The following is a 20258-nucleotide window of genomic DNA, read 5'->3' on the forward strand; positions in this document are numbered from 1 at the left end:
ACTCACGACATCGTACTCGCCATCGCTTCCAGAGCGAATGCGCCATGGTGCAGCGAAATGCTGTAAAGCCGCTATGTCAGGGCTGAGGCTGTAGCGTAAATTTTTCGCAACTCGGTCAGCGAGTGCTCGTTAGAGGCAACTTGGCAGTGGCTGGGCCCCTCCGTTCGCTTGCCTGCCGGGCTGCGATTGCCAGCGCCTGTTCGATTGCATCGATGACGATCTCAGGGCGGTCGTAGTTGATCGTGTGGCCGCTGCGCGGAACGATCCAGTTCACACCATGCGTTGACATGGCGGCTACCTCATTGTGCATTTGTTCCCACACCATGGTGCGTCGGTCCTGCATGGCCTGCGGCAAATCTTTGGGAGCAGGGCGCGGTGCATGCGTGAGCATGATGATGGGCATGTCACCGAAATCGCGGCGTGTGGCGCGGGTTTCGTCTGCGCTTACCGTCGCGAAGTTCTCCTCCTCTGACGTGTGGGCCTTCTGGGATTTGAGCGACGCCATGGCCTTGAAGGTCGCCTCGGTAATCGCCTGGTCCACTCCGGGATACATCTCGCCGACGCAGGGCGCGAAGGCGGGAGAGTCCTTGGGAATCGCGCCACTTTTGGCCGCATCAACGCAGTGTGGGTCTGCTGGAACATCGTGCTTCGCCAGCGCCGGCATCTCGCTGGCCTCGAGCGCCTCTCGTGCCTTCGCGCGGCTCACCTGGTCCTCATGCGAGCCGTCGACGATGACCATGCCCACCACTTCATCACGATACCGATCCGCGAAGACACGGACCGCCATGCCACCGGAGGAATGCCCCACCAGTAGATACGGTGGCTTGATATGCGCCGCCTGCAGGGCCTTGTGGATATCGTCGACGTCGTTCCCCGACGTGCCTGGACGATCGGAGGCGTCGCTGAAGCCAAGCCCTGCGCGGTCGTAGGAGCAGGTCGTGTGCGTCTTGCTGATAGCCGGTTGCACCAGCGCCCACGCAATCGTCGTATCGTTCCCTCCCGCATCGAAAATGACGGCGGGCGAACCCGTGCCGCGGCAATAGAGATTGAGGCGCCTGCCTCCGATGTCGACGAGCCGGACAGGGCCCAGGTATGCCGGGTCAGTCACCAGCGGCCTGGTAGGCGTCTCGTTCGCCCACGCCGTTGCTGCCGAGCCGAGGCAGCCGATCGCCGCCAGCGCGGCCAGAATTCGCTTTGTCATTCGTCGTGCCCCTGTTTCCCTGCTGCCTGTGCGTGGTGCCGCGACCGCGCCGGATCTTGGGCGAGAATGACAGGAACCAAGGAGCGCTGTCACGCCCCTTTACGCGTGGCCGCCCGTTCCCGATGACGCCTCGGCACCACCCACACGCATCAGCAAGGCCTCGCACGCATCATTCAGGCGCGTGACATGCAACTGCTTGCCCTGCTGGGCGTATCGACGCCGCAAGGCCTCGATGGCTTCGACGGCAGAGTGGTCTTCAAGATGCGCGCCGGAGCAATCCAGCTCGACGTAAACCGGATCGTTCTCCACGTCGAACATGGCCATCAGGCGCGACGTGGCGGCGAAGTACACCGTGCCACGCAGAAGATAGCGACGGCCACCGTTCGGTAGGTCCTCGCGATTCACGCTGAGGCGATCGGCATGCTTCCAGGCAAAGGCGATCGCCGAGATCAAGACGCCACACAGCACGGCGGTCGCGAGATTGGCAAGCACCGTGATGACGGTGACCGCGACAATGGTCAGCGCATCGGACAGCGGCAGCCGGCGCAGTAACGGCACACTCCCCCAGGCGAAGGTCTTCTGTGCCACCACCAGCATGACTCCAAGCAACGCCGCCAGCGGGATACGTTCGATCAGCGGCGATAGGAACAGCACGAAGCACATCACGAGCACGCCGGCCGTGATGCCAGACAGACGCGTGCGACCGCCCGAGGTGAGGTTGATCATGGTCTGGCCGATCATCGCGCAGCCGCCCATGCCGCCGAACAGGCCGGACACCACGTTGGCCGCCCCCAGTGCCATGCACTCGCGATTGGGCTGGCCTTCGGTGGCGGTGATTTCATCCACCAGGTTGAGCGTGAGCAGGGTTTCCAGCAGACCGACCATGGCCATGACCAGCGCATAGGGAAACACGATCTTCAGCGTATCCAGCGTCAACGGTACCTGCGGCCAATGCAGTAAGGGCAGGCCGCCCTTGATGGAGGCGATGTCGCCGACGGCGCGGGTGTGCAGGTTGAACAGATGCACGATCAGGCTGACGATCACGATCGATGCCAGCGCGGAGGGCACGACCCGGGTCAGCCGGGGCAGCAGATACACAACCAGCATGGCCACGAGCGCCAGGCCGAGCATCAGGTAAAGCGCGTTGCCGCTGAGCCAGCCRCCGCCAGGCGCGTGCAGATGTTCCAGCTGCGAACCGGCGATCACGATCGCAAGGCCGTTTACGAAACCGAGCATGACCGGATGCGGAATCATTCGCACCAGTTTGCCCAGCCGTAACACGCCGAACAGGAACTGGATCAGGCCGCCGAGCAGCACCGTGAGCAGGAAATATTCGCTTCCGTGCTGCACGACCAAGGCCACGATCACCACTGCCATCGAGCCTGCCGCACCGGAAATCATGCCCGGTCGGCCACCGAAAGCGGCCGTGAGCGCCGCGATAATCGCCGCGCCGTAAAGGCCCATCAAAGGATTGAGGTGGGCGACCAGCGCGAAGGCCATGGCCTCCGGCACAAGCGCGAACGCGGTGGTCAAACCCGCCAGAAGGTTCTGGCGGACGGAGAGGGCGGAGGGAGACATACGAATTCCTGTGCAGCTTACGCAGACAGGCTCAGGCCGCCACGAAGCCGCACACCTTGCCATGCTGCACCGCATCGGGCAAGGCGGGAGGGCAGGTAGACCGTCGAGTGGACTTACTTCGGCGTGAGCCGATACAGCCCACCGGGTTGGGCGTCTTCAAGTACCCACAGCGAGCCGTCCGGCGCTTCTTCGATATCGCGGATGCGTTTGCCAAGGCTCCAGCGCTGGACCGCGGTGGCGCCGCCCTTGCCGTCGAACGTCACGCGAATGATGCCCAGGCTGACAAGGCCGCTGAGCAGGGCGCTGCCCTTCCATTGCGGGAACAGGCTGCCCTTGTAGAACATGAGGTTGCCCGGCGCCATCACCGGCTCCCAATAGATCACGGGCTTGACGAGATCGGCCCGCGTATCGGGGGAGGGAATGGGCACGCCGTTGTAGTTCATGCCATACGAAACCAGCGGCCAGCCATAGTTCTTGCCGCGCTGGATCAGGTTCAGTTCGTCGCCGCCCTTGGGGCCGTGCTCGAGTTCCCACAGTCGACCGTCCGGACCGAAGGCGAGGCCATACGGCGTGCGGTGGCCGACGGACCAGGTCTCGGCCGGCGTAAGGTTGGGTCCGGGGAACGTATACGTGCTGACGACCGGCGCCGTCTTGGCGGCCTCGGTATCGGTCGCTGGATCGATCAGCGGGATGGTGGGCGTTCCGACCTTTCCTGCCCAGGGATTGCCAGGCGCAGGTTTGCCGTCGAGCGTCAGATGCAGGATTTTGCCGACGGGTTGATTGGGATCCTGGGCGGGCGTGAACCGCTGGCGGTCGCCGACGGTGAGGAAGAGAGTTTTGCCGTCCGGTGAAAAGGCGATCTGGGCGCCGGCCTGACCACCCTTGCCCGTGGGCATCTGGCGCCACAGCACCTGGAAGTTGTCCAGGCGGGCCTGATCGCCATCCAGTACGAGTTGACCTCGGCCCATGGCCAGGCCACCGCCGTAGTCACCGGGTGCGACATAGGTGAGGTAAACGTTGTGGTCGCGGGCGTAATGAGGCGAAAGGAAGACGCCGAGCATGCCGTTCTGACCTTCGACATAGCTGGCCGGCACGCCCTTGATCTCGGTCCTGGCGCCTTGCGGGGTCACCAGTTGCAGCCGGCCGACCTTCTCGGTCACCAGCATGCGGCCGTCGGGCAGGAACGCGATGCGCCAGGGCAGATCGAAGCTAGCCACCTTCGTGATGTTGAAAGGAAGGTCGGGATCGGGTTTCTGATCGCCTGCATTGGTCTGTGCATGGGCAGTGCTTGTGAGCAGGGCCGCGATCAGTAACCCGTTTGCCAGCTTCTTCATTCGCATGTTTTCCTTACGTCCGAGTGACCCGGAAGATCGTAGTGTTCTCAATGCCGTTTGAGTGTGACGGTTTCTTTAATCCGGCGTGGCCGAGTCCACGCACGCCACATAAAGCACCCGCCTAAGTTCGCCCTTCCGGTTCGGGCACGTAGAGCGTGCACAGAGCGGCGAGGAGCAGGCTAGCGCCGCCCAGACCCAGTGCCCAGATGGGCTGATTGTGAAAGCACAGGCGCAGCAGCAGACCGAGAACGCTGGCGGCGAGCACCTGGGGGATCACGATGAAGAAATTGAAAATGCCCATGTAGACGCCCAGCTTCGCCGTGGGCAGGTTGTCCGAAAGCAGCGCATAAGGCAGCGATAGAATCGAAGCCCAGGCAAAGCCGACACCCACCATCGAGGCGAGCAGCCAGTGTGGGTCGCGGATGTACAGGAACGACAACAGCCCTGCGCCACCAAGGCACAGGTTCATCACGTGGCTGATGCGCAGGCCCCAACGGCGAACCATCAGCGGGATAACCACCGCGGCCAGTGCGCCAAATCCATTATAGGCGGCGAACAGCACGCCGACCCAGTTGGCTCCCTCGTTGTAGACCGACGAGCTGGTATCGGCGGTGCCGTAAATCGTCTGCGTCACACCTGCGGTGGTGTAGATCCACATCGCGAACAGCGAGAACCAGGAAAACAACTGCACCCCGGCCAGGCGCCGCATCGAGATCGGCATGCCATAAACGTCACCCATCACCTCGCGCAGCATCCCGCGGCTACGCGTCCGGCCAAGCCAGGTGAGCAGAAGGCCAAACAGGATCAGGCCGCCGGCCAGCAGGTAAACCTCCTTCTCCAGCGAAAAATGCCTGATCGCAACGAAAACCGCGGCACCCGCCAGCAGCAGTAGCAAGCCCGGTCGCCCGGCCCGTGATACATCCACCGACGGCCCTTCAGGCACGTTGTCGGTGAACGAACGCAGCTGCGCAGGCGGGTACTCGCGCGTGGTCAGCATGGTCCAGAGCACGGCCCCGAGCAGTACCGCGCCGCCGCCGTAGAAGGCGAACTTCACCGTATCGGGAATGCCTCCGTCCTTCGCCACGTTGGCGACACCGAACTGCGCCAGGACCCAGGGCAGCATGGAAGCGACCACGGCACCCGCGCCGATGAAGAAACTCTGCATTGCATAACCCGCGGGACGTTGCCGCGTGGGCAACTGATCGCCCACCAGGGCGCGGAACGGCTCCATCGACACGTTGATGGACGCATCCAGGATCCACAGCAAGCCGGCGGCCATCCACAACGCCGGCGTGTTCGGCATCCACAGCAGCGCAAGCGAGGCGAACACGGCTCCGGCCAGAAAGTACGGCCGGCGTCGGCCCAGGCGGTTCCAGGTCCGATCGGAATAGTGACCGACGATCGGTTGCACGATCAGTCCCGTCAGCGGCGCGGCGATCCACAGGGTGGGAATGTCGTTTACGTTCGCGCCCAATGTCTGGAATATCCGACTGACATTCGCGTTCTGCAGGGCGAGGCCGAACTGGAGGCCCAGAAAGCCGAAGCACATGTTCCATATCTGCCAGAACGAAAGCGCCGATCTCTGTGTCATTGGCGCGTGCTCAGCACGCACGCAGCGGGTCTGCACTGTGGTTGATCCAGGTCATGGGTACTTCCTCCAGCAACAGTTATGTCATGACCTTGCGCATCCCGCATGCTGCGGGCGCAGCATCGAGGCCCTTTGTCGCCCTTGTAAAGGAGAGGGCTCTGACGGCATAGTCAATCGACAGCGTGACAACAACGGAGAATCCATGCGGGTACGTCTCGAAGATGTGGCGCGCGAAGCGGGCGTATCGCCCAAGACGGTGTCGCGCGTGCTCAATGACGAGGCCAACGTGACCGACGCCACGCGTGAGCGTGTGCGTGCTGCCATGGAGGCAATGGACTATCGACCGCATCCGTCGGCGCGCAGTCTGGCAGGAAATCGCTCGTTCCTGGTAGCGATGCTGTACGACAACAACGACAACCCGTCCTCGACGTATCTGGCAGAAATCCAGGATGGCGTGCTCGAGGCCTGTGACGCGCATCGCTACAGCATGATGGTGCGACCACTGCGCATGCGCGATGGCGATTTTATCCGCCGCCTGGACACGCTGATTTCCGACCACCATCCCGACGGCGTGGTGCTGACGCCACCGATTACCGACTATGCGCCACTGCTGAAACGCCTGCGTGAGCACAAGGTGCCCTATGCCAGTGTGTCGCCATTGCGGCGCGGCAAGACCCTGGGCGTGACCATGGACGAGCAGCACGCCGCGCGTGCGATCGTCGAGCATCTGCTGGAGCTGGGCCATCGGCGCATCGCTCACGTGATCGGCATCGCCAATCACGGTGCCAGCCGCTGGCGGTTGGCAGGCTATCGCGAGGCGATGGAAGCCGCGGGTCTGCCGGAAGATCCGGATCTGGTAGTGCAGGGCGCTTTCACCTTCGGCTCGGGTGTGGAGGCGGCACGGCAGCTGTTTTCACTCGCCGAGCGACCGACGGCAGTGTTCGCGGCCAACGACGACATGGCCACCGGCGTGATGTGGGCGGCCGGTGAGTATGGCCTGAAGGTGCCGCTTGACCTGTCTGTCTGTGGCTTTGACGATACGCCCCTGTCACGCCAGCTCTGGCCGGCACTCACCACCATCCAGCAGCCCAGCCGCGAGATGGGAAAGATCGCGGCGGAGCAGTTGCTGACCGAGCTACGCGGCCACGGCACCGGTCGACTGGTGCAACTGCCTTTCTCCCTGCAGATCCGCGGCTCCACCGCCGTCGCCCCCTGAGACCACCGCGCCCAGGATGGGCGACGGTCATGCTGCATAGCAAATTGACAGCGCTGTCATTCCTGCCACCATGCGCTCCGGAAGCGTACCGCCGGTACGCCAGCCTGGAGCTTTGTGTGCCATTGCTGCAGCCGTTGAGCCTGTTTTCGCGAGGCATTTCCGTAGCGCTGTCCGTTGCCGGCGCCTTGATAGTGGTTGTTCCAGCCATGGCTGGCGATGCCACCCTTGTGCACCCCGAACAGTGGCCCCAAGCCGCATCACCGCTGCCGCCTGACCCGGCGATCGAATCCCGGATCCACGCTCTACTGACGAAAATGTCGGTCGAGGACAAGGTCGGCCAGATGATCCAGGCCGACATCAAGTACGTGACGCCGGACGACGTTCGCCAGTACCGGCTGGGATCGATCCTGGCCGGGGGTAACTCCAAACCGCCCGGCCAGCCGTACCCCATTGCCACGCAGTGGCAGGCGTTGTCCGATGCCTTCTACCGCGCGTCCATGGACACCTCGCGTGGCGGACTGGCGATCCCGGTGCTGTTCGGTATCGACGCCGTGCATGGCCACAACAACCTCGTCGGCAGCACGTTGTTTCCGCAGAACTCCGCTCTGGGTGCCACGCGCGATCCGCAGTTGATCCACGACATCGGTGAGGTCACGGCACAGGAGCTGCGCGCCAGCGGCATCAGCTGGACCTTCGCGCCCACGCTCACCGTGCCGCAGGATGTGCGCTGGGGTCGTTCGTACGAAGGCTATTCGCAGAATCCGGCCCTGGTAGCGCAATACGCCGCCGCCGTGATCGGTGGCCTGGAGGGCAAGGCGGGTACTCCCCAGTTCCTGGATACCGGGCATGTGATCGCTACCGCCAAGCACTTCCTCGGCGACGGTGGCACCCACGATGGCAAGGACCAGGGGGATGCCAGGATCAGCGAGGCGACGCTGCGCGACATCCACGCGGCCGGCTATGCGCCTGCGATCAAGGCCGGCGTGCAGGTAGTGATGGTCTCGTTCTCCAGCTGGAACGGGGTCAAGATGGCCGGCAACACGTCCCTGATCACCGGCGTGCTGAAAGAGCGCATGGGCTTCGACGGGATCGTGTTGGGCGACTGGAACGCGCACGGGCAAGTGCCGGGCTGCGCCAACGAGGACTGCGCCGCGGCATACAACGCCGGGCTGGACATGCTTGAGGCACCCGACTCCTGGAAAGGCCTGTACAAGAACACGCTGGCCGAGGTGAAAGCCGGGGTGATTCCGATGAGCCGCGTCGATGATGCGGTGACCCGCATCCTGCGGGTGAAGATGCGTCTTGGCATGTTCGAGGCTGGCCTGCCATCGGCTAATCCACTGGCCGCCAAGTCGGCGCAAGTGATCGGAAGTCCTGCGCATCGCGATGTGGCGCGTCGGGCAGTACGCGAGTCACTGGTGCTGCTGAAGAACAACCAGGCGGTGCTACCCATCGATCCGCGCAAACGGATCCTCGTCGCCGGCGATGGCGCCGATAACATCTCCAAGCAGAACGGTGGCTGGACGCTGACCTGGCAGGGTACCGGCCTGACCAACGCGAATTTCCCGGGAGCCACCTCCATATGGGCGGGACTCGAGGCGCAGGTGAAGTCGGCTGGCGGCAGTGCCGAACTCTCGGTAGAGGGCGAGTACAAGCAGAAGCCCGATGTCGCCATCGTGGTGTTCGGCGAAGACCCCTATGCCGAGTTCCAGGGAGACCTGCCGAACCTGGCATACCGTCCGGGCAACGATCACGACCTCGACCTGATTCGCAAGCTACGAGGGAAGGGCGTGCCCGTGGTGGCCGTCTTCCTGACAGGACGGCCGTTGTGGATGAATCGCGAGATAAACGCCGCCGACGCCTTTGTGGTCGCGTGGCTCCCGGGCAGCGAAGGGGAGGGCATAGCCGACGTCCTGCTGCGCACCGGTGACGGGCATGTGGCGCATGACTTCCACGGCAAGCTGGCCTATGCATGGCCACGCAATGCGCTGCAGATACCTGTCGCTGCCGCCGCAAAAGGCGAGCGTCCGCAGTTTCCCTACGGCTTCGGCCTGACCTATGCCGATAGCCAGAAGACCGGTACGCTGTCTGAGGAACCGGGACTTGTACTGAGCAGTGCGCAGGCCGGCGTCTACTTCACCCGAGGCAAGCCGGCACAGGATTTCGTCGTGAGACTGACCGGCGCGAACGGCGCCGTGACGAATGTCGTTGCCACGCCGGCCGCCACGGCAGACGGAAGCCTGCATATCAGCGCGCTCGACTATAAGGCGCAGGAAGACGCGCGCAGCCTGAGCTGGTCCGGTACCGGTAACGATGTCGCAAGCGTTGAACTGGTGGCTCCGGCGCCACTCGATGTCGATCGGGAAACCAATGGCGACGTTCTACTGGTGACGACGTTGAGGGTTGATACGGTGTCACCGGGGGACACCTCGACGATCGGGATCGGCTGCGGAGCGGGCTGCAGGGGTCAGGTGACAGTGGGACCACAGCTTGCCGCGCTGCCTAAAGCGCAATGGTTGAAGGTGGGCATTCCGTTGAAATGTTTCCGCGATGCCGGCGCGAATATGAGCAAGGTAGATCGGCCCTTCCAATGGTCCAGTCATGCCGGCACGCAGATTGCGATCACAGACGTGTCGCTCAGCACGGTAGCGGACCGCGCCCTGACGTGTCCAACGCACGGGGACAAACCGTGAAGCTCGCCAGGGTATCCATTTGCGCTGCACCAATATCGAGTCGTCGATACGTTCGATAAGCGGTGCGGGGCCGTTCTGCAAGAGTTTGTGAATACGTGGATGACTTGCTGCCCTGCGGCAAGCATTCATCGCAAGGGAGCTCTATTATCCTGTAATGACAGCGCTGTCATTCGGGGTTGGTAGCGCGCCAGGGGAGTTGGGAAATCTTTGTCATGGCCGCCGCGTGCGGCGGACATCACTGATCCGACGATTGATCGATGGGGAGAGCCAGATGAATCTGCGTCACAAGTTGTTGTATGTCGCTATGACACTCGCGTTTGCGCCGGGCACGCTGCTTGCGGCGGATCAGGACGCGACGGCGCAAAGTGCGCCATCGAAGAATCCAGAGGGTGCCGACAAGAAAGTCCAGAACCTGGACGCCATTTCGGTCAGCGCGACCAAGCGCGATACGCCGCTGCAGAAGACGCCGGTGGCGGTCACGGCGATCACCGTCGACACGCTCGACAGAGAGCGGGTCATGACCGTGCAGGACCTGACCAAACTGGTCCCGGGCCTGCAAGGCACGTCGCAAGGCGATCATGGCGTCGTGACGCTCACCCTTCGCGGCATCGGCAACGACAGCGCCAAGACCGAGTACGCCGATCCCGAAGTCGCCACCTTTGTCGACGGCGTGTACGCACCACGCGCCGAAGCGGCGTCCGGTCTGTTGCTGGACATGGATGGCGTCGAAGTGCTGCGTGGCCCCCAGGGCACCCTCTGGGGCCGCAACTCGACCGCCGGCGCCATCAGCTTCCAGACGGCCAAGCCGGACATCGGCGCGGGCTTTTACGGCAATGCGCAGGTCGAGGCGGGCAACTACAACCAGATCGGCTCCCGCGCCGCGTTCAACCTGCCCATCAGCAATACCTTCGCCATGCGCGTCGCCGTGGTGCACGAGCAGCACGATGGCTACGTCGATTACCAGGATCCGTCCAGCCAGCTGCCCTCCGTGGCACAGCAGCAGCAGACGTATCTCGCCTCCGGCGGCACGGCAGCCAACTTCAAGCCGATCGATCCCGGTCAGTACGTGCAGAAGGGTGACAAGTACAACGCGCAGGATCAGTCCGCCGCCCGCGTCAGTGCGCTGTGGCAGCCGAGCGACTCGTTCAAGTGGAACCTGTCTTACGAGTACTTCATCGATCGCGGCACGCCCAGCATGAGCCTCATGCAGACGCCGCGGGACGGGCAGAAGTTCTGGTCGGCGCTGATCGATACGGCGCCGTACCTGCACCGTACGTCCAACACCGTGCGCAGCCGCATGGACTGGAACATCAACGACGGCGTGCAGCTCAGCTACATCGCCGGCTACAACAAGTACTCGGGCCAGAGCGACTTCGACCAGGACGTCGGCGTCAGCGTGCCCACCAGCTTCACCACCAATGGCGTCTACCAGGACGATCGCACCAACAGTTCGCACTACAAGAACTGGAGCCAGGAGATCAACCTGAAGTCCACCGGTCCGCAGACCGTGGACTGGATCGTCGGTGCGTACTATGGCTACGAGAACAACGACATCCGCTTCGACATCCCCATCATGAACGGTACGCGCTACGGCACCGTCAGCTGGCAGGGTTCCTTCATCCAGCCGAAGGAGACAGTGGAGTCGTATGCGTTGTTTGGCCAGGCCACCTGGCATCTCAACGACAGCGTGCGCCTCACCGGCGGCTTGCGCTGGTCGCATGACGACAAGGAGAACAAGGGCGGCATCAACTGGGGTTGGGCATACGACCCGACCGTGCCCCAGCTGCCGATCTCGCCGGACGTGTACCCGGATCCGTCGAACGGCTTCAGCATCTCGCAGCGGAACACCGCCAAGTACAGCAAGAGCAAGCCGACCTGGCTGCTGCGTCTGGATACCGACGTCAGCCAGAACGGTTTGCTCTACGCCAGTGTGTCCAGTGGCTACAAGTCCGGCGGCACGCAGGACGCAGGCACGCTGTACAAGCCCGAGTCGCTGGTCAACTATGAAGTCGGCAGCAAGTTCGCCTTCTTCGACGGCCACATGACATGGAACTCGGCTGTCTACTATGAAGCCTTCAAGAACTTCCAGCTGTCCGCRCCGATCGTCTATCCCGACGGCAACCATGGCCTGGGCTTCTCCAACGTCGGTGGCACCACCAAGGTGCTCGGCTTCGAGTCGGAGCTGGCATATCAGCAGGTGGACGATCGCTTCAACCTGATCTTCTCGGCCATTCCGAAGAAGAAGCTAGGCACGCTGCAATACGCTGGTTCCAACGACTACCAAGGCCTGCCGGCATGCCCGCCGGCGTCGAACCTCGCCAACTGCGCGAACGTCACCGGCAACGATCTGCCGCATGCGCCGGACGTGTCGCTCACCGCCATCTACGAGCACACGTTCCACCTTGGCAACGGCGGCCGCCTGACGCCTCGCGCCAGTGCGCAGTACCAGAGCTCGCAGTGGCTCAGCTACTTCAACCTGGGCGACGGCGACAAGCAGAAAGCCTATGTGCGTGGTGACCTGTCGCTGCGTTACAGCGAGCCGGGCGACAAGTGGTGGGTCAACGGCTACGTGCAGAACGTGACCGACAAGAAGACCCGAACCAGCGCCGGCCGTTTCCTGATGGCCGACGGCTCGCTGCAGTATGTGTCGCAGTACCTCGCGCCGCGTACCTACGGCGTCCAGGTGGGCGTGTGGTTCTGAGGTAATAAAGGGCGGCCGTGTGACGCACGTGCCGCCTGAGGTTTGCCGTTCTACCGGCGGCGCTCGCAGGAGCGTCGCCTATCCCTCCCGGGAATGGCTTATTTGCCGGGTCCGCGTGGGGCGGCCCGGCACCTTTTTCGTGTAGCACCGGCGGGGACACATCATGGCGCGGCTGAAGAAAGTGTTGATCGTGGGCGGCGGCACCGCAGGTTGGCTGGCGGCGTGCTATCTGGCCAAGGCGGTCAACGCGGTCGATCCCCGGAGTGTGCAGGTGCATCTGGTGGAATCGCCGGACATCGGCCTGCTTGGCGTGGGCGAAGCGACGTTCCCCTCTATACGCGGCACGCTGGCGGCCATTGGCCTCGACGAGCGACGCTTTCTGGTCGGTGCCACAGCGACGTATAAGCAGGGCATCCACTATCGCCATTGGGTACGGCCGCCCGGCACACCCGGAGCGGATCACTTCTTTCATCCCTTCAATACCCCCAGCCAGCGTCCGGGTGGGCCCGAGTTGTTGCCGTACTGGCTGCTGGGTGCCGCACCGGAGGGCATGCCGTTCGCCGACGCCGTGTCGATGCAGAGCACGCTGGTCGATCATTCCCGTGGGCCCAAGCGCGCAAGGGATGCGGACTATCAGGGGCCGATGAATCACGCCTTCCACTTCGATGCTGCCTGCTTCGCACGCGTGCTCGCCGAGCACGGCCAGGAGACGCTTGGCGTCGTTCGGCATGTGGCGACGGTGGAGCGTACGGAGCTGGACGAACACGGCGCCATCGCGCGCGTGGTGACGAAGGAGGAGGGCGATCTCACCGCCGATCTCTACGTGGACTGCACCGGACTGCGCAGCATGCTTATCGGCAATGTGATGCAGTCTCCGTTCCGCAGCCGTGCGGACGTGCTGTTTGCCGATCGCGCCGTGGCCATACAGGTGCCTTACGAAAAGCCCGATGCTCCGATCCCCTCGTACACGATCTCCACCGCGCAAGAAGCCGGTTGGATCTGGGACATCGGTTTGCAGAAACGACGTGGCGCCGGCTATGTGTATTCGTCGCGGCATACCAGCGACGATCGTGCCGAAGAAGTCTTCCGGCGGTATCTGGGCAGTGCAGGGGACGACCTGAAAGCCTTGCACATCAAGTTCGAGACGGGATACCGGCCTGAGCACTGGTGCAAGAACTGCGTGGCGGTGGGTCTCGCCGGTGGCTTCGTCGAGCCGCTGGAATCCACAGGCATTGCACTGATCGAGTTGGGGACCTACCTGCTCACCCATCTGTTGCCTGGCGACACGGACAACATGGAAAGCGCAGCACGTCACTACAACGAGATGATGGTTGCCCGCTACGACCGCATCATCGACTTCATCAAGATGCACTATTGCCTGAGCCAGCGGCGGGATTCGTCGTTCTGGACTGACAACTGCGACGTTGCCAGCATCCCGCAAACCCTGCAGGACAAGCTCGCGAAGTGGAAGCAGCGTCCGCCGCACAGGTTGGATTTCGTTAGCGACCTGGAAATGTTCATGACTTCCAGCTGGCAATACGTGCTGTATGGGATGGAATTCAAGACTGATCTCGAGCCCATGCGTTGCGCCTATCCGGACATGGAAGCGGCGCGGAAGGAGTTCGCGATGATTCAACAGGCGGCCGCTCGTGCGCTTGACGATCTTCCGGACCATCGCGCGCTTGTCGAACAGATGTGCAATGAACATAGTCAGCGCGGCCGACCAGAGGCGCGGATCAACGCATCAAGGTGACGCTTGCCATGTCCGGATGACTGGCGTCACACGACCTACTGCTCGGGTATGTCGCCGTTGGGTGCAGCGCAGATACCAAAAATCACATCGCGCAGCCAGCGATGCGCAGGGTCGGCATGCAGTCGTGGATGCCAGATCGCCGACACCGTGATATCGGAGGTTTTCACGGGAAGATCGAAAACTTCCAGGCCCATGCAGGCAGAATGGTCGCGAAGGGGGTCGCCGCGAAAGCTGCCGTCAATCGCAGAACGCGGCACGAGCCCGAGCACATCCGAATGCCGCGCTATCTGCATGGCGTTGGCATACGTGGTCACCACCATGGCGATGTTCCGGCGAAGGCCGAGTTGCTCCAAGGCGTCGTCAACCGGGCCGGAGAAGTCCTGCTTCCGCGACACCACCACATGTGAATACCCGACATAGTGTTTCGCTGTCACTCTCGTCAGAAGCGGATGTCCCACCCGACATACGCCGACGAATCGGTCGCGAAACAACATCCGCGTCTTTAGCTCCGGGGCGGCCGTGCCGAGCACACCGATCTCCAAGTCGATTGCGCCTTCCCGAAGCGGGCGCGCGTCTTTATCCGGTTTTGATACGAACCGGACAACCACGTGGGGCGCCGACTGGGTGATCGCCGCCATGAGCGACGGACCGACCAGCTCGACGAAGCTGTCGTTGGCGCGGATGGTGAATGTTCGCGCCAGCGTGGCCATGTCCAGGGTGTTGTCGGCGGGTTGAAGGGCCGCCCTGGCATTCCGCGCAAGCTCATGGATGTGCTCGCCGATCTGTTCGGCATACGGGGTCGGGACCAGTGTCCGCCCTGCGAGCACCAGCAGCTGGTCGCCGGTAGCCATGCGCAGCCGCGATAGCGTCCGGCTCATTGCTGAGGGGCTGAGGCCTAACCGATGCGCTGCCCTGGTAACGCTGCACTCCGCGAGCAGTACGTCGAGCGCCGTGAGGAGGTTCAGATCCACGTCTTGCATGTCAGGCCACCTGCGACTCGGTAATCGTTGACTTCCATGCATTCGATTATTGCACCTAGCGCGTCTGGCGCAATTGTAGGGCAGGCGAGAGACTGGCGGTCATCTCCGAATCCATGGGCATCGCCATGAACCACGCTGACCGCACCAAGAGCCCCGCCATCCTGATTGTCGGTGCATCGTCCGGCATCGGACACGGTATGGCTGCCGAATTTTACAAGCGGGGCTGGAACGTCGTCGGCACCGCCCGTCACCTCAACGATCACACCGAACTGCACGATCTGGCAGTGCAGAGCGGGGGCCGTGTTGAGGTAGAAGCCGTCGACATCTGCGACCCAGACCAGATCACCGCTCTCCGTGCGCGCCTCGCGGAGCGGGTGTTCGACATCGTGTTTGTCAACGCAGGCACCGCTAACGCGGACCCGACGGAGACCATCGCCGAGGTATCCACCGAGGAGTTCGTTACCGTCATGGTGACGAATGCGCTTGGTCCCATGCGCACCATCGAAGCGCTACAGGATCTCGTGCCCGCCGACGGCCTTATCGGCATCATGTCGTCGGGGCAGGGCAGCATCACCAACAATACCAAAGGCGGCTTCGAGGTCTACCGCGGCAGCAAGGCCGCGCTCAACCAGAACATGCGCAGCTATGCGGCCCGCCACGCGGGTGACCGACGCGCACTCTTGCTAATGGCCCCTGGCTGGATCCGTACGGCGCTTGGCGGTCCCGATGCGACGTTCAGTCTCGAGGAAACCATTCCGGACATCGTGAACACCGTCCTGGCCAAACGCGGAACGTCCGGCCTGGCGTATCTGGACCGCATGGGCCACACGGTGCCTTGGTGAAGGGGCGAGACAAAATGAAGCTGATCGGTATCGAAGAACACTTCCTCACGGCGGACATTCGCGACGCCTGGACGGCTGCTGGGCTGGAAGCGACTGACCCGAGCGTGGCGTTTCACGCAGGGGCCATTGAGGGGCGCCTGCTCGATCTCGCACAGGGCCGCCTCGCACTGATGGATGAAACCGGTCTGGATATACAGGTGTTGTCGCTCACTACACCCGGGCTGCACGACCTGGGATCGGAGAGCATCGACCTGGCGCGACGGACCAACGATGCCCTGGCCGAGGTGGTAGCACGCCACCCGACACGCTTTGAGGCCATGGCCACCTTGCCGGTCTCGATGCCGGACGAAGCAGCCCTCGAACTCGAGCGATGCGTCCGGACGCTGGGCTTCAAAGGAACGGTGCTGTGCGGAAAGGTCGGCCAACTCCACCTCGACGACACGAGCCTCTTCCCCATCTTTCACCATGCTCAAACCCTTGGCGCTCCGATCCTTATCCATCCGCGCATGCCAGATGCTGCCGTGCGGGATGCCTACTATTCAGGCTTCGCACCCGCCGTCGACGCGGCCTTCGCCACCTATGGTCTCGGCTGGCATTACGATGCGGGGACCCAGTTCATTCGGCTCGTGCTTGCTGGGACGTTCGACCGGCTGCCGAAGTTGCAGGTGATCCTTGGGCACTGGGGGGAAGTGGTGTTGTTCTACGCCGAGCGTTTGGCCGCGATGGACAGGGTGTCCGGGCTGATACAGCCGATCGCACACTACTTGCGGAACAATCTCTATGTAACGTCCAGTGGGATGTTTCTTCCGCACTATCTGATGCGCGCTGCTGAAATCGTCGGCTTTGACCGTTTACTGTTCTCAACAGACTACCCGTATCAGTATCGTGCGGGGAATGATGCGAGGAAGTTTCTCGACAGCTGTAGGCTTGGCGATGCTGATAAGAGGGCCTTCGGCTTTGCTAACTGGACGCGGCTCACGGCAGACCTTACGCGCCGCTTCACCGGCGCAAGCATGGGCTTGAGGCTCTGAACTCGCTTGCAAATTCCCCATGTCCGTCATACAGTGAACCACATGGTTCACTATCAAGCCCGTCTCGATGCAACGTTCGCCGCACTCTCCGATGTCACCCGACGCGGCGTGCTGGAGCAGCTCGGGAGTTCGGACGCCTCGATCACGGACCTTGCCCAACGGTTCCACATGACCCTCACGGGCATGAAGAAGCACGTCGGCGTCCTGGAGCAGGCGGGGCTCGTGACCACGGAGAAGGTCGGGCGCGTACGTACCTGCAAGCTCGGGCGAGGCCTGCTTGAAGAAGAGGCCGCCTGGATCGAGCAGCACCGCCAACTCTGGAGCGCGCGCTTCGACGAGTTGGACAAGCTTGTCGAGCACTTGAAACGCAAGGAGAAAGCAGATGACCAACGCAACAGAAAGTAATCGCACTGTCGTGGAACGCAAGGCCGACCGCGAACTCGTCGTGACGCGMASMTTCGACGCCCCRGTKCRCMTCGTMTTCGAWGCATGGASCAMGCCCGAAYTGTTCAAGCWGTGGTGGGTTCCGAAGTCCGCGGGGATGTCGCTGATCTCGTGTGACATGGATATTCGCACCGGAGGCACGTATCGCCTCGTATTCCGCCATCCGGCCTTCGATCAACCGATGGCGTTCTTTGGCACCTACAAAGAAGTAGCGCCGAACGCGCGCATGGTATGGACGAACGAAGAAAGCGAGCAGGGCGCCGTGACCACGGTGACGTTCGAAGAACGTGCCGGCAAGACGCTGGTCACCCTGCACGAACTTTATCCGACAAAAGAAGCACGCGACGAAGCTATCGTCGGTTCGGCGGAAGGGCTGCCGGAACAGTTCGCGCAGCTGGACGAATTGCTTGCGGGCTGATCCTGACGACACCGCGGCCGCCTGACTCCGCTGCATCGATCGGCTGGCTTACACCACCTCCAGGTAATCAGCCCGGAACACAGGCGAAGGCACGCACCGGAAACGTGCCCATGCCTTTGATCTTGGGAGGGGCCGCGGTGAAGGTGAAGCCTTCGACGGGTACGCGGTCCAGCGCTGTCAGGTGCTCGACGATCGGAATGCCCGCAGCCAGCAGAACCGAGTGAACGGGACGGCACCCGTCAGAGGTGTCGTCGATGTTCAGCGAATCGATACCGACGACGCGCGCTCCCTGGTCGCGTAGGTAGACCGCCGCCTGTTCGGTGAGAAACGGATGGCCTTCGAAATACTGGTCGGTGCGCCAGTGGCGGTCCCACCCGGTGTTGACCAAGACGGCTCGATCGCGGCAGTCGACCGGCGCAAAATGCATCCACTCGATCGCGCGCCCTGAAGCGCCGGAAATCCGAACGACCACTGCGGGTACGTCCGTCACCGTCGCCAGGCTCAAAGCACTGAGATCGAAGCCATCCGCATAACGGTGGAAGGGCACATCCATGTAGGTGCCAGTATTGCCGACCATCTGGATCCGCCCGATCTGGAACTCGGTGCCCTCGGCATAAACGCCACGCGAGCGCTCGCGGGAAAGGTGGTCGCAGATGAGCGGTGCTGGCAGTCCCTTATAGGTCACCATACCGTCTTCGATGGTATGACTGAGATCGACATAGCCGGCAGCGAGGACAGGATGGCCAGGTTCCTCGTCCCGCCTGTTAGCTCKCTTGTGCTGCTCCTGGATCACTTGCTTATTGAGGATCCGCACGTCCGCAACCATGAGCAACTTCATGTCGCGGATGACGTAGGCCGCTAGCGCATCGTCTGCCATGTCCTCTCCCTCGATATCCAGACGGAAACCCTGGCCCTGGAGACCGCCCCCGTTCGAGAAAGTAATCTCAAAATCAAAGCGCACGCGCCGGTCGGTCATGGCCTAGCTCGTTATCGTTCGGATGCCGTCGATTCAATCAGAGCGGGCGTGCGGAGGCCAGGACAATTCACGCCAGATCCCGGACCGCCATGTCGAGGACTACGCGTCGGAGACTAAAATCCGCCGGAACGTTCCCCTTCGAGTTTGAGCGCTAGGAATTTACCCGAGACGGGACACTGAAATGAAGTCAACGGCTGTTTTCGTGTTCCTGATGATCGCGATACTTTTCGCTGGTGAGACGATCGAGCAGGATCAAGAACGAGGAGTAACCCGACAACGGGCCGACGCGTTAGTGCAAGCGATGACAAAAAAGGGCACTTACGAGGGGACCGACGTGTACCCCCTCAAGAACGACGGCGGGGAGACGAAGTTCTACGCGTATCAACTCATCTATGACGAGCCCAGAGAGCCGACCATGGGCGCTGCTTTTGTCAAAGTGAACAGACGTGCAGGAGAGATCATTATCGATGCCGGAACGTTGTGTTATCACTATCCTGGCTATCCATATAACCAGCCTATCAAACCAGGTCCCGGGGTCGATCTGCCACCTAATTGCAATTGATCACATTGGCGTAGGACACCGGCGGCCGCTTTTCTCCTGAGCGAATTCGGCAAGGATGGAAGCTGTCGAACGGGGACGGCCGCCTAGCCAAGTACAGCTTACCGCCCATTCGCCGAAGCATCTGAGTCGCGAAGGACCGGATGCCGTTTGATGTGAGCGACGCGGGAACGGCGCATAGCGGCGGCCTGGGACGGGACCTTGGCGCGTAGGGACCAGCATGGCGCGTATTGCTTGTGCTGCGCATCACGACTTCGCTGGCACTTCGCATGCATGATTGGCAACTTGCCGGGGTGCCGCTATGTCAGAACCGCCCATTTCCTCGTCGGATCTACCACTTGGCCGGCACATCGGCCCACCGGCAGCCATGCTGGAGCACGCCGCCGATCGAAGCAATGACGATCTCGTGGCGGCACTTCGAGAGGAGGCCCGGGCAAGCAAAGAGTTTCTTGATCACATCGGACTGCTGGCAGGGGTCGGCGCCTGGGAGCTTGACCTAGCGACCAGTACGCTCGCCTGGACGGCGCAAACCTGCCGCATTCATGACATGCCGCCGGATCATGTACCCACCCTCGACGAGGCAATCGGCTACTACGCGCCGGCTGTGCGTGCAGTGCTGGAAGCCGCGGTATTGCGCGGCATCGAGCATGGCGAGGGCTGGGATCTGGAGCTTCCCCTGACCACCGCCACAGGCCGGCACATCTGGGTACGCGCCCACGGCGCGGTAGAGCAGAGGCATGGCAAGCCTTCCCGGCTGATCGGCGCCTTTCAGGACATCACCGAACGGCGTCGGGACATTGACGCATTAATCGCCAGCGAGCGGCGCTTCCGCAGCCTATTTACTTACAGCCTGGGCCTGATCTGCACGCACGATCGGGAAGGCCGACTACTCACTGTGAACCCGGCCGCCTGCCAGTCACTCGGGTATTCCGAGGCTGAACTGC

At 62.6% G+C, this 20258-nt stretch carries 16 protein-coding genes; 10 read left to right on the forward strand and 6 right to left on the reverse strand.

Features of this window, described 5'->3' with window-relative positions; all coding sequences use genetic code 11:
• Nucleotides 1-115: 115 nt before the first annotated feature.
• The 4 genes from AC1DT2_RS04105 to AC1DT2_RS04120 form a co-directional block, all read right to left on the reverse strand.
• Complete coding sequence (locus tag AC1DT2_RS04105) at nucleotides 116-1294, reverse strand: alpha/beta fold hydrolase (RefSeq protein WP_477294540.1); 1179 nt, start codon at nucleotides 1292-1294, stop codon at nucleotides 116-118.
• Nucleotides 1295-1300: 6 nt separating this feature from the next.
• The gene (locus AC1DT2_RS04110; RefSeq protein WP_477294542.1) at nucleotides 1301-2779 is read right to left on the reverse strand and encodes a SulP family inorganic anion transporter; all 1479 of its coding nucleotides are present in this window, start codon (nucleotides 2777-2779) and stop codon (nucleotides 1301-1303) included.
• 113 nt (nucleotides 2780-2892) lie between these two features.
• The gene (locus AC1DT2_RS04115; RefSeq protein ID WP_477294544.1) at nucleotides 2893-4113 is read right to left on the reverse strand and encodes a PQQ-dependent sugar dehydrogenase; all 1221 of its coding nucleotides are present in this window, start codon (nucleotides 4111-4113) and stop codon (nucleotides 2893-2895) included.
• Between the two features lie 121 nt (nucleotides 4114-4234).
• Nucleotides 4235-5704: an MFS transporter gene (locus AC1DT2_RS04120; protein WP_477294546.1), complete on the reverse strand. Its 1470-nt coding sequence runs from the start codon at nucleotides 5702-5704 to the stop codon at nucleotides 4235-4237.
• A 199-nt stretch (nucleotides 5705-5903) separates the two neighbouring features.
• Between AC1DT2_RS04120 and AC1DT2_RS04125 the strand changes: the two genes are divergently transcribed.
• From AC1DT2_RS04125 to AC1DT2_RS04140, 4 genes are all read left to right on the forward strand, one after another.
• Complete coding sequence (locus tag AC1DT2_RS04125; protein ID WP_477294547.1) at nucleotides 5904-6917, forward strand: LacI family DNA-binding transcriptional regulator; 1014 nt, start codon at nucleotides 5904-5906, stop codon at nucleotides 6915-6917.
• Between the two features lie 206 nt (nucleotides 6918-7123).
• Nucleotides 7124-9610: a glycoside hydrolase family 3 protein gene (locus tag AC1DT2_RS04130; RefSeq protein ID WP_477294566.1), complete on the forward strand. Its 2487-nt coding sequence runs from the start codon at nucleotides 7124-7126 to the stop codon at nucleotides 9608-9610.
• 271 nt (nucleotides 9611-9881) lie between these two features.
• Complete coding sequence (locus tag AC1DT2_RS04135; protein WP_477294549.1) at nucleotides 9882-12311, forward strand: TonB-dependent receptor; 2430 nt, start codon at nucleotides 9882-9884, stop codon at nucleotides 12309-12311.
• A gap of 163 nt (nucleotides 12312-12474) precedes the next feature.
• Entirely contained in the window at nucleotides 12475-14064 is a 1590-nt protein-coding gene (locus AC1DT2_RS04140; RefSeq protein ID WP_477294551.1) for a tryptophan halogenase family protein, read from the forward strand.
• Between the two features lie 35 nt (nucleotides 14065-14099).
• On the opposite strand, the gene AC1DT2_RS04145 is transcribed toward AC1DT2_RS04140, so the two are convergent.
• The gene (locus AC1DT2_RS04145) at nucleotides 14100-15086 is read right to left on the reverse strand and encodes a LysR family transcriptional regulator (protein ID WP_477294553.1); all 987 of its coding nucleotides are present in this window, start codon (nucleotides 15084-15086) and stop codon (nucleotides 14100-14102) included.
• Between the two features lie 83 nt (nucleotides 15087-15169).
• Here AC1DT2_RS04145 and AC1DT2_RS04150 point away from each other — a divergent pair, with 83 nt between their 5' ends.
• Genes AC1DT2_RS04150 through AC1DT2_RS04165 form a run of 4 tightly spaced genes read left to right on the forward strand, consistent with a single transcriptional unit; the run spans nucleotide 15170 to nucleotide 17779 of the window.
• Nucleotides 15170-15886: an SDR family oxidoreductase gene (locus AC1DT2_RS04150; protein WP_477294555.1), complete on the forward strand. Its 717-nt coding sequence runs from the start codon at nucleotides 15170-15172 to the stop codon at nucleotides 15884-15886.
• Nucleotides 15887-15900: 14 nt separating this feature from the next.
• Complete coding sequence (locus AC1DT2_RS04155) at nucleotides 15901-16917, forward strand: amidohydrolase family protein (protein ID WP_477294556.1); 1017 nt, start codon at nucleotides 15901-15903, stop codon at nucleotides 16915-16917.
• 42 nt (nucleotides 16918-16959) lie between these two features.
• A complete protein-coding gene (locus AC1DT2_RS04160) occupies nucleotides 16960-17322 on the forward strand; it encodes an ArsR/SmtB family transcription factor (RefSeq protein ID WP_063573247.1) in 363 nt (120 codons plus the stop codon).
• Nucleotides 17300-17779, forward strand: a complete 480-nt coding sequence (locus tag AC1DT2_RS04165; RefSeq protein WP_477294558.1) for an SRPBCC family protein — start codon at nucleotides 17300-17302, stop codon at nucleotides 17777-17779. The genes AC1DT2_RS04160 and AC1DT2_RS04165 overlap by 23 nt, the downstream gene beginning before the upstream one ends.
• A gap of 67 nt (nucleotides 17780-17846) precedes the next feature.
• Here the strand turns inward: AC1DT2_RS04165 and AC1DT2_RS04170 are convergent, their stop codons facing one another.
• Complete coding sequence (locus AC1DT2_RS04170) at nucleotides 17847-18755, reverse strand: cyclase family protein (protein WP_477294560.1); 909 nt, start codon at nucleotides 18753-18755, stop codon at nucleotides 17847-17849.
• Nucleotides 18756-18936: 181 nt separating this feature from the next.
• On the opposite strand from AC1DT2_RS04170, the gene AC1DT2_RS04175 reads away from it, so the two are divergent.
• Nucleotides 18937-19317: a hypothetical protein gene (locus AC1DT2_RS04175; RefSeq protein WP_477294562.1), complete on the forward strand. Its 381-nt coding sequence runs from the start codon at nucleotides 18937-18939 to the stop codon at nucleotides 19315-19317.
• Between the two features lie 364 nt (nucleotides 19318-19681).
• Nucleotides 19682-20258: PAS domain-containing protein (locus tag AC1DT2_RS04180; RefSeq protein ID WP_477294564.1), on the forward strand; the 577-nt coding region annotated here is incomplete at its 3' end.

It is taken from the genome of Luteibacter sp. P4_E6, from assembly GCF_056401535.1.

Excerpts from the sequence above, each read along its gene's own strand:
- AC1DT2_RS04115 (WP_477294544.1), bottom strand. The coding sequence starts at position 4,113 with ATGAAGAAGCTGGCAAACGGGTTACTGATCGCGGCCCTGCTCACAAGC.
- AC1DT2_RS04120 (WP_477294546.1), bottom strand. The coding sequence starts at position 5,704 with ATGACACAGAGATCGGCGCTTTCGTTCTGGCAGATATGGAACATGTGC.
- AC1DT2_RS04125 (WP_477294547.1), top strand. The coding sequence starts at position 5,904 with ATGCGGGTACGTCTCGAAGATGTGGCGCGCGAAGCGGGCGTATCGCCC.
- AC1DT2_RS04130 (WP_477294566.1), top strand. The coding sequence starts at position 7,124 with ATGGCTGGCGATGCCACCCTTGTGCACCCCGAACAGTGGCCCCAAGCC.
- AC1DT2_RS04140 (WP_477294551.1), top strand. The coding sequence starts at position 12,475 with ATGGCGCGGCTGAAGAAAGTGTTGATCGTGGGCGGCGGCACCGCAGGT.
- AC1DT2_RS04145 (WP_477294553.1), bottom strand. The coding sequence starts at position 15,086 with ATGCATGGAAGTCAACGATTACCGAGTCGCAGGTGGCCTGACATGCAA.
- AC1DT2_RS04150 (WP_477294555.1), top strand. The coding sequence starts at position 15,170 with ATGAACCACGCTGACCGCACCAAGAGCCCCGCCATCCTGATTGTCGGT.
- AC1DT2_RS04155 (WP_477294556.1), top strand. The coding sequence starts at position 15,901 with ATGAAGCTGATCGGTATCGAAGAACACTTCCTCACGGCGGACATTCGC.
- AC1DT2_RS04160 (WP_063573247.1), top strand. The coding sequence starts at position 16,960 with ATGGTTCACTATCAAGCCCGTCTCGATGCAACGTTCGCCGCACTCTCC.
- AC1DT2_RS04175 (WP_477294562.1), top strand. The coding sequence starts at position 18,937 with ATGAAGTCAACGGCTGTTTTCGTGTTCCTGATGATCGCGATACTTTTC.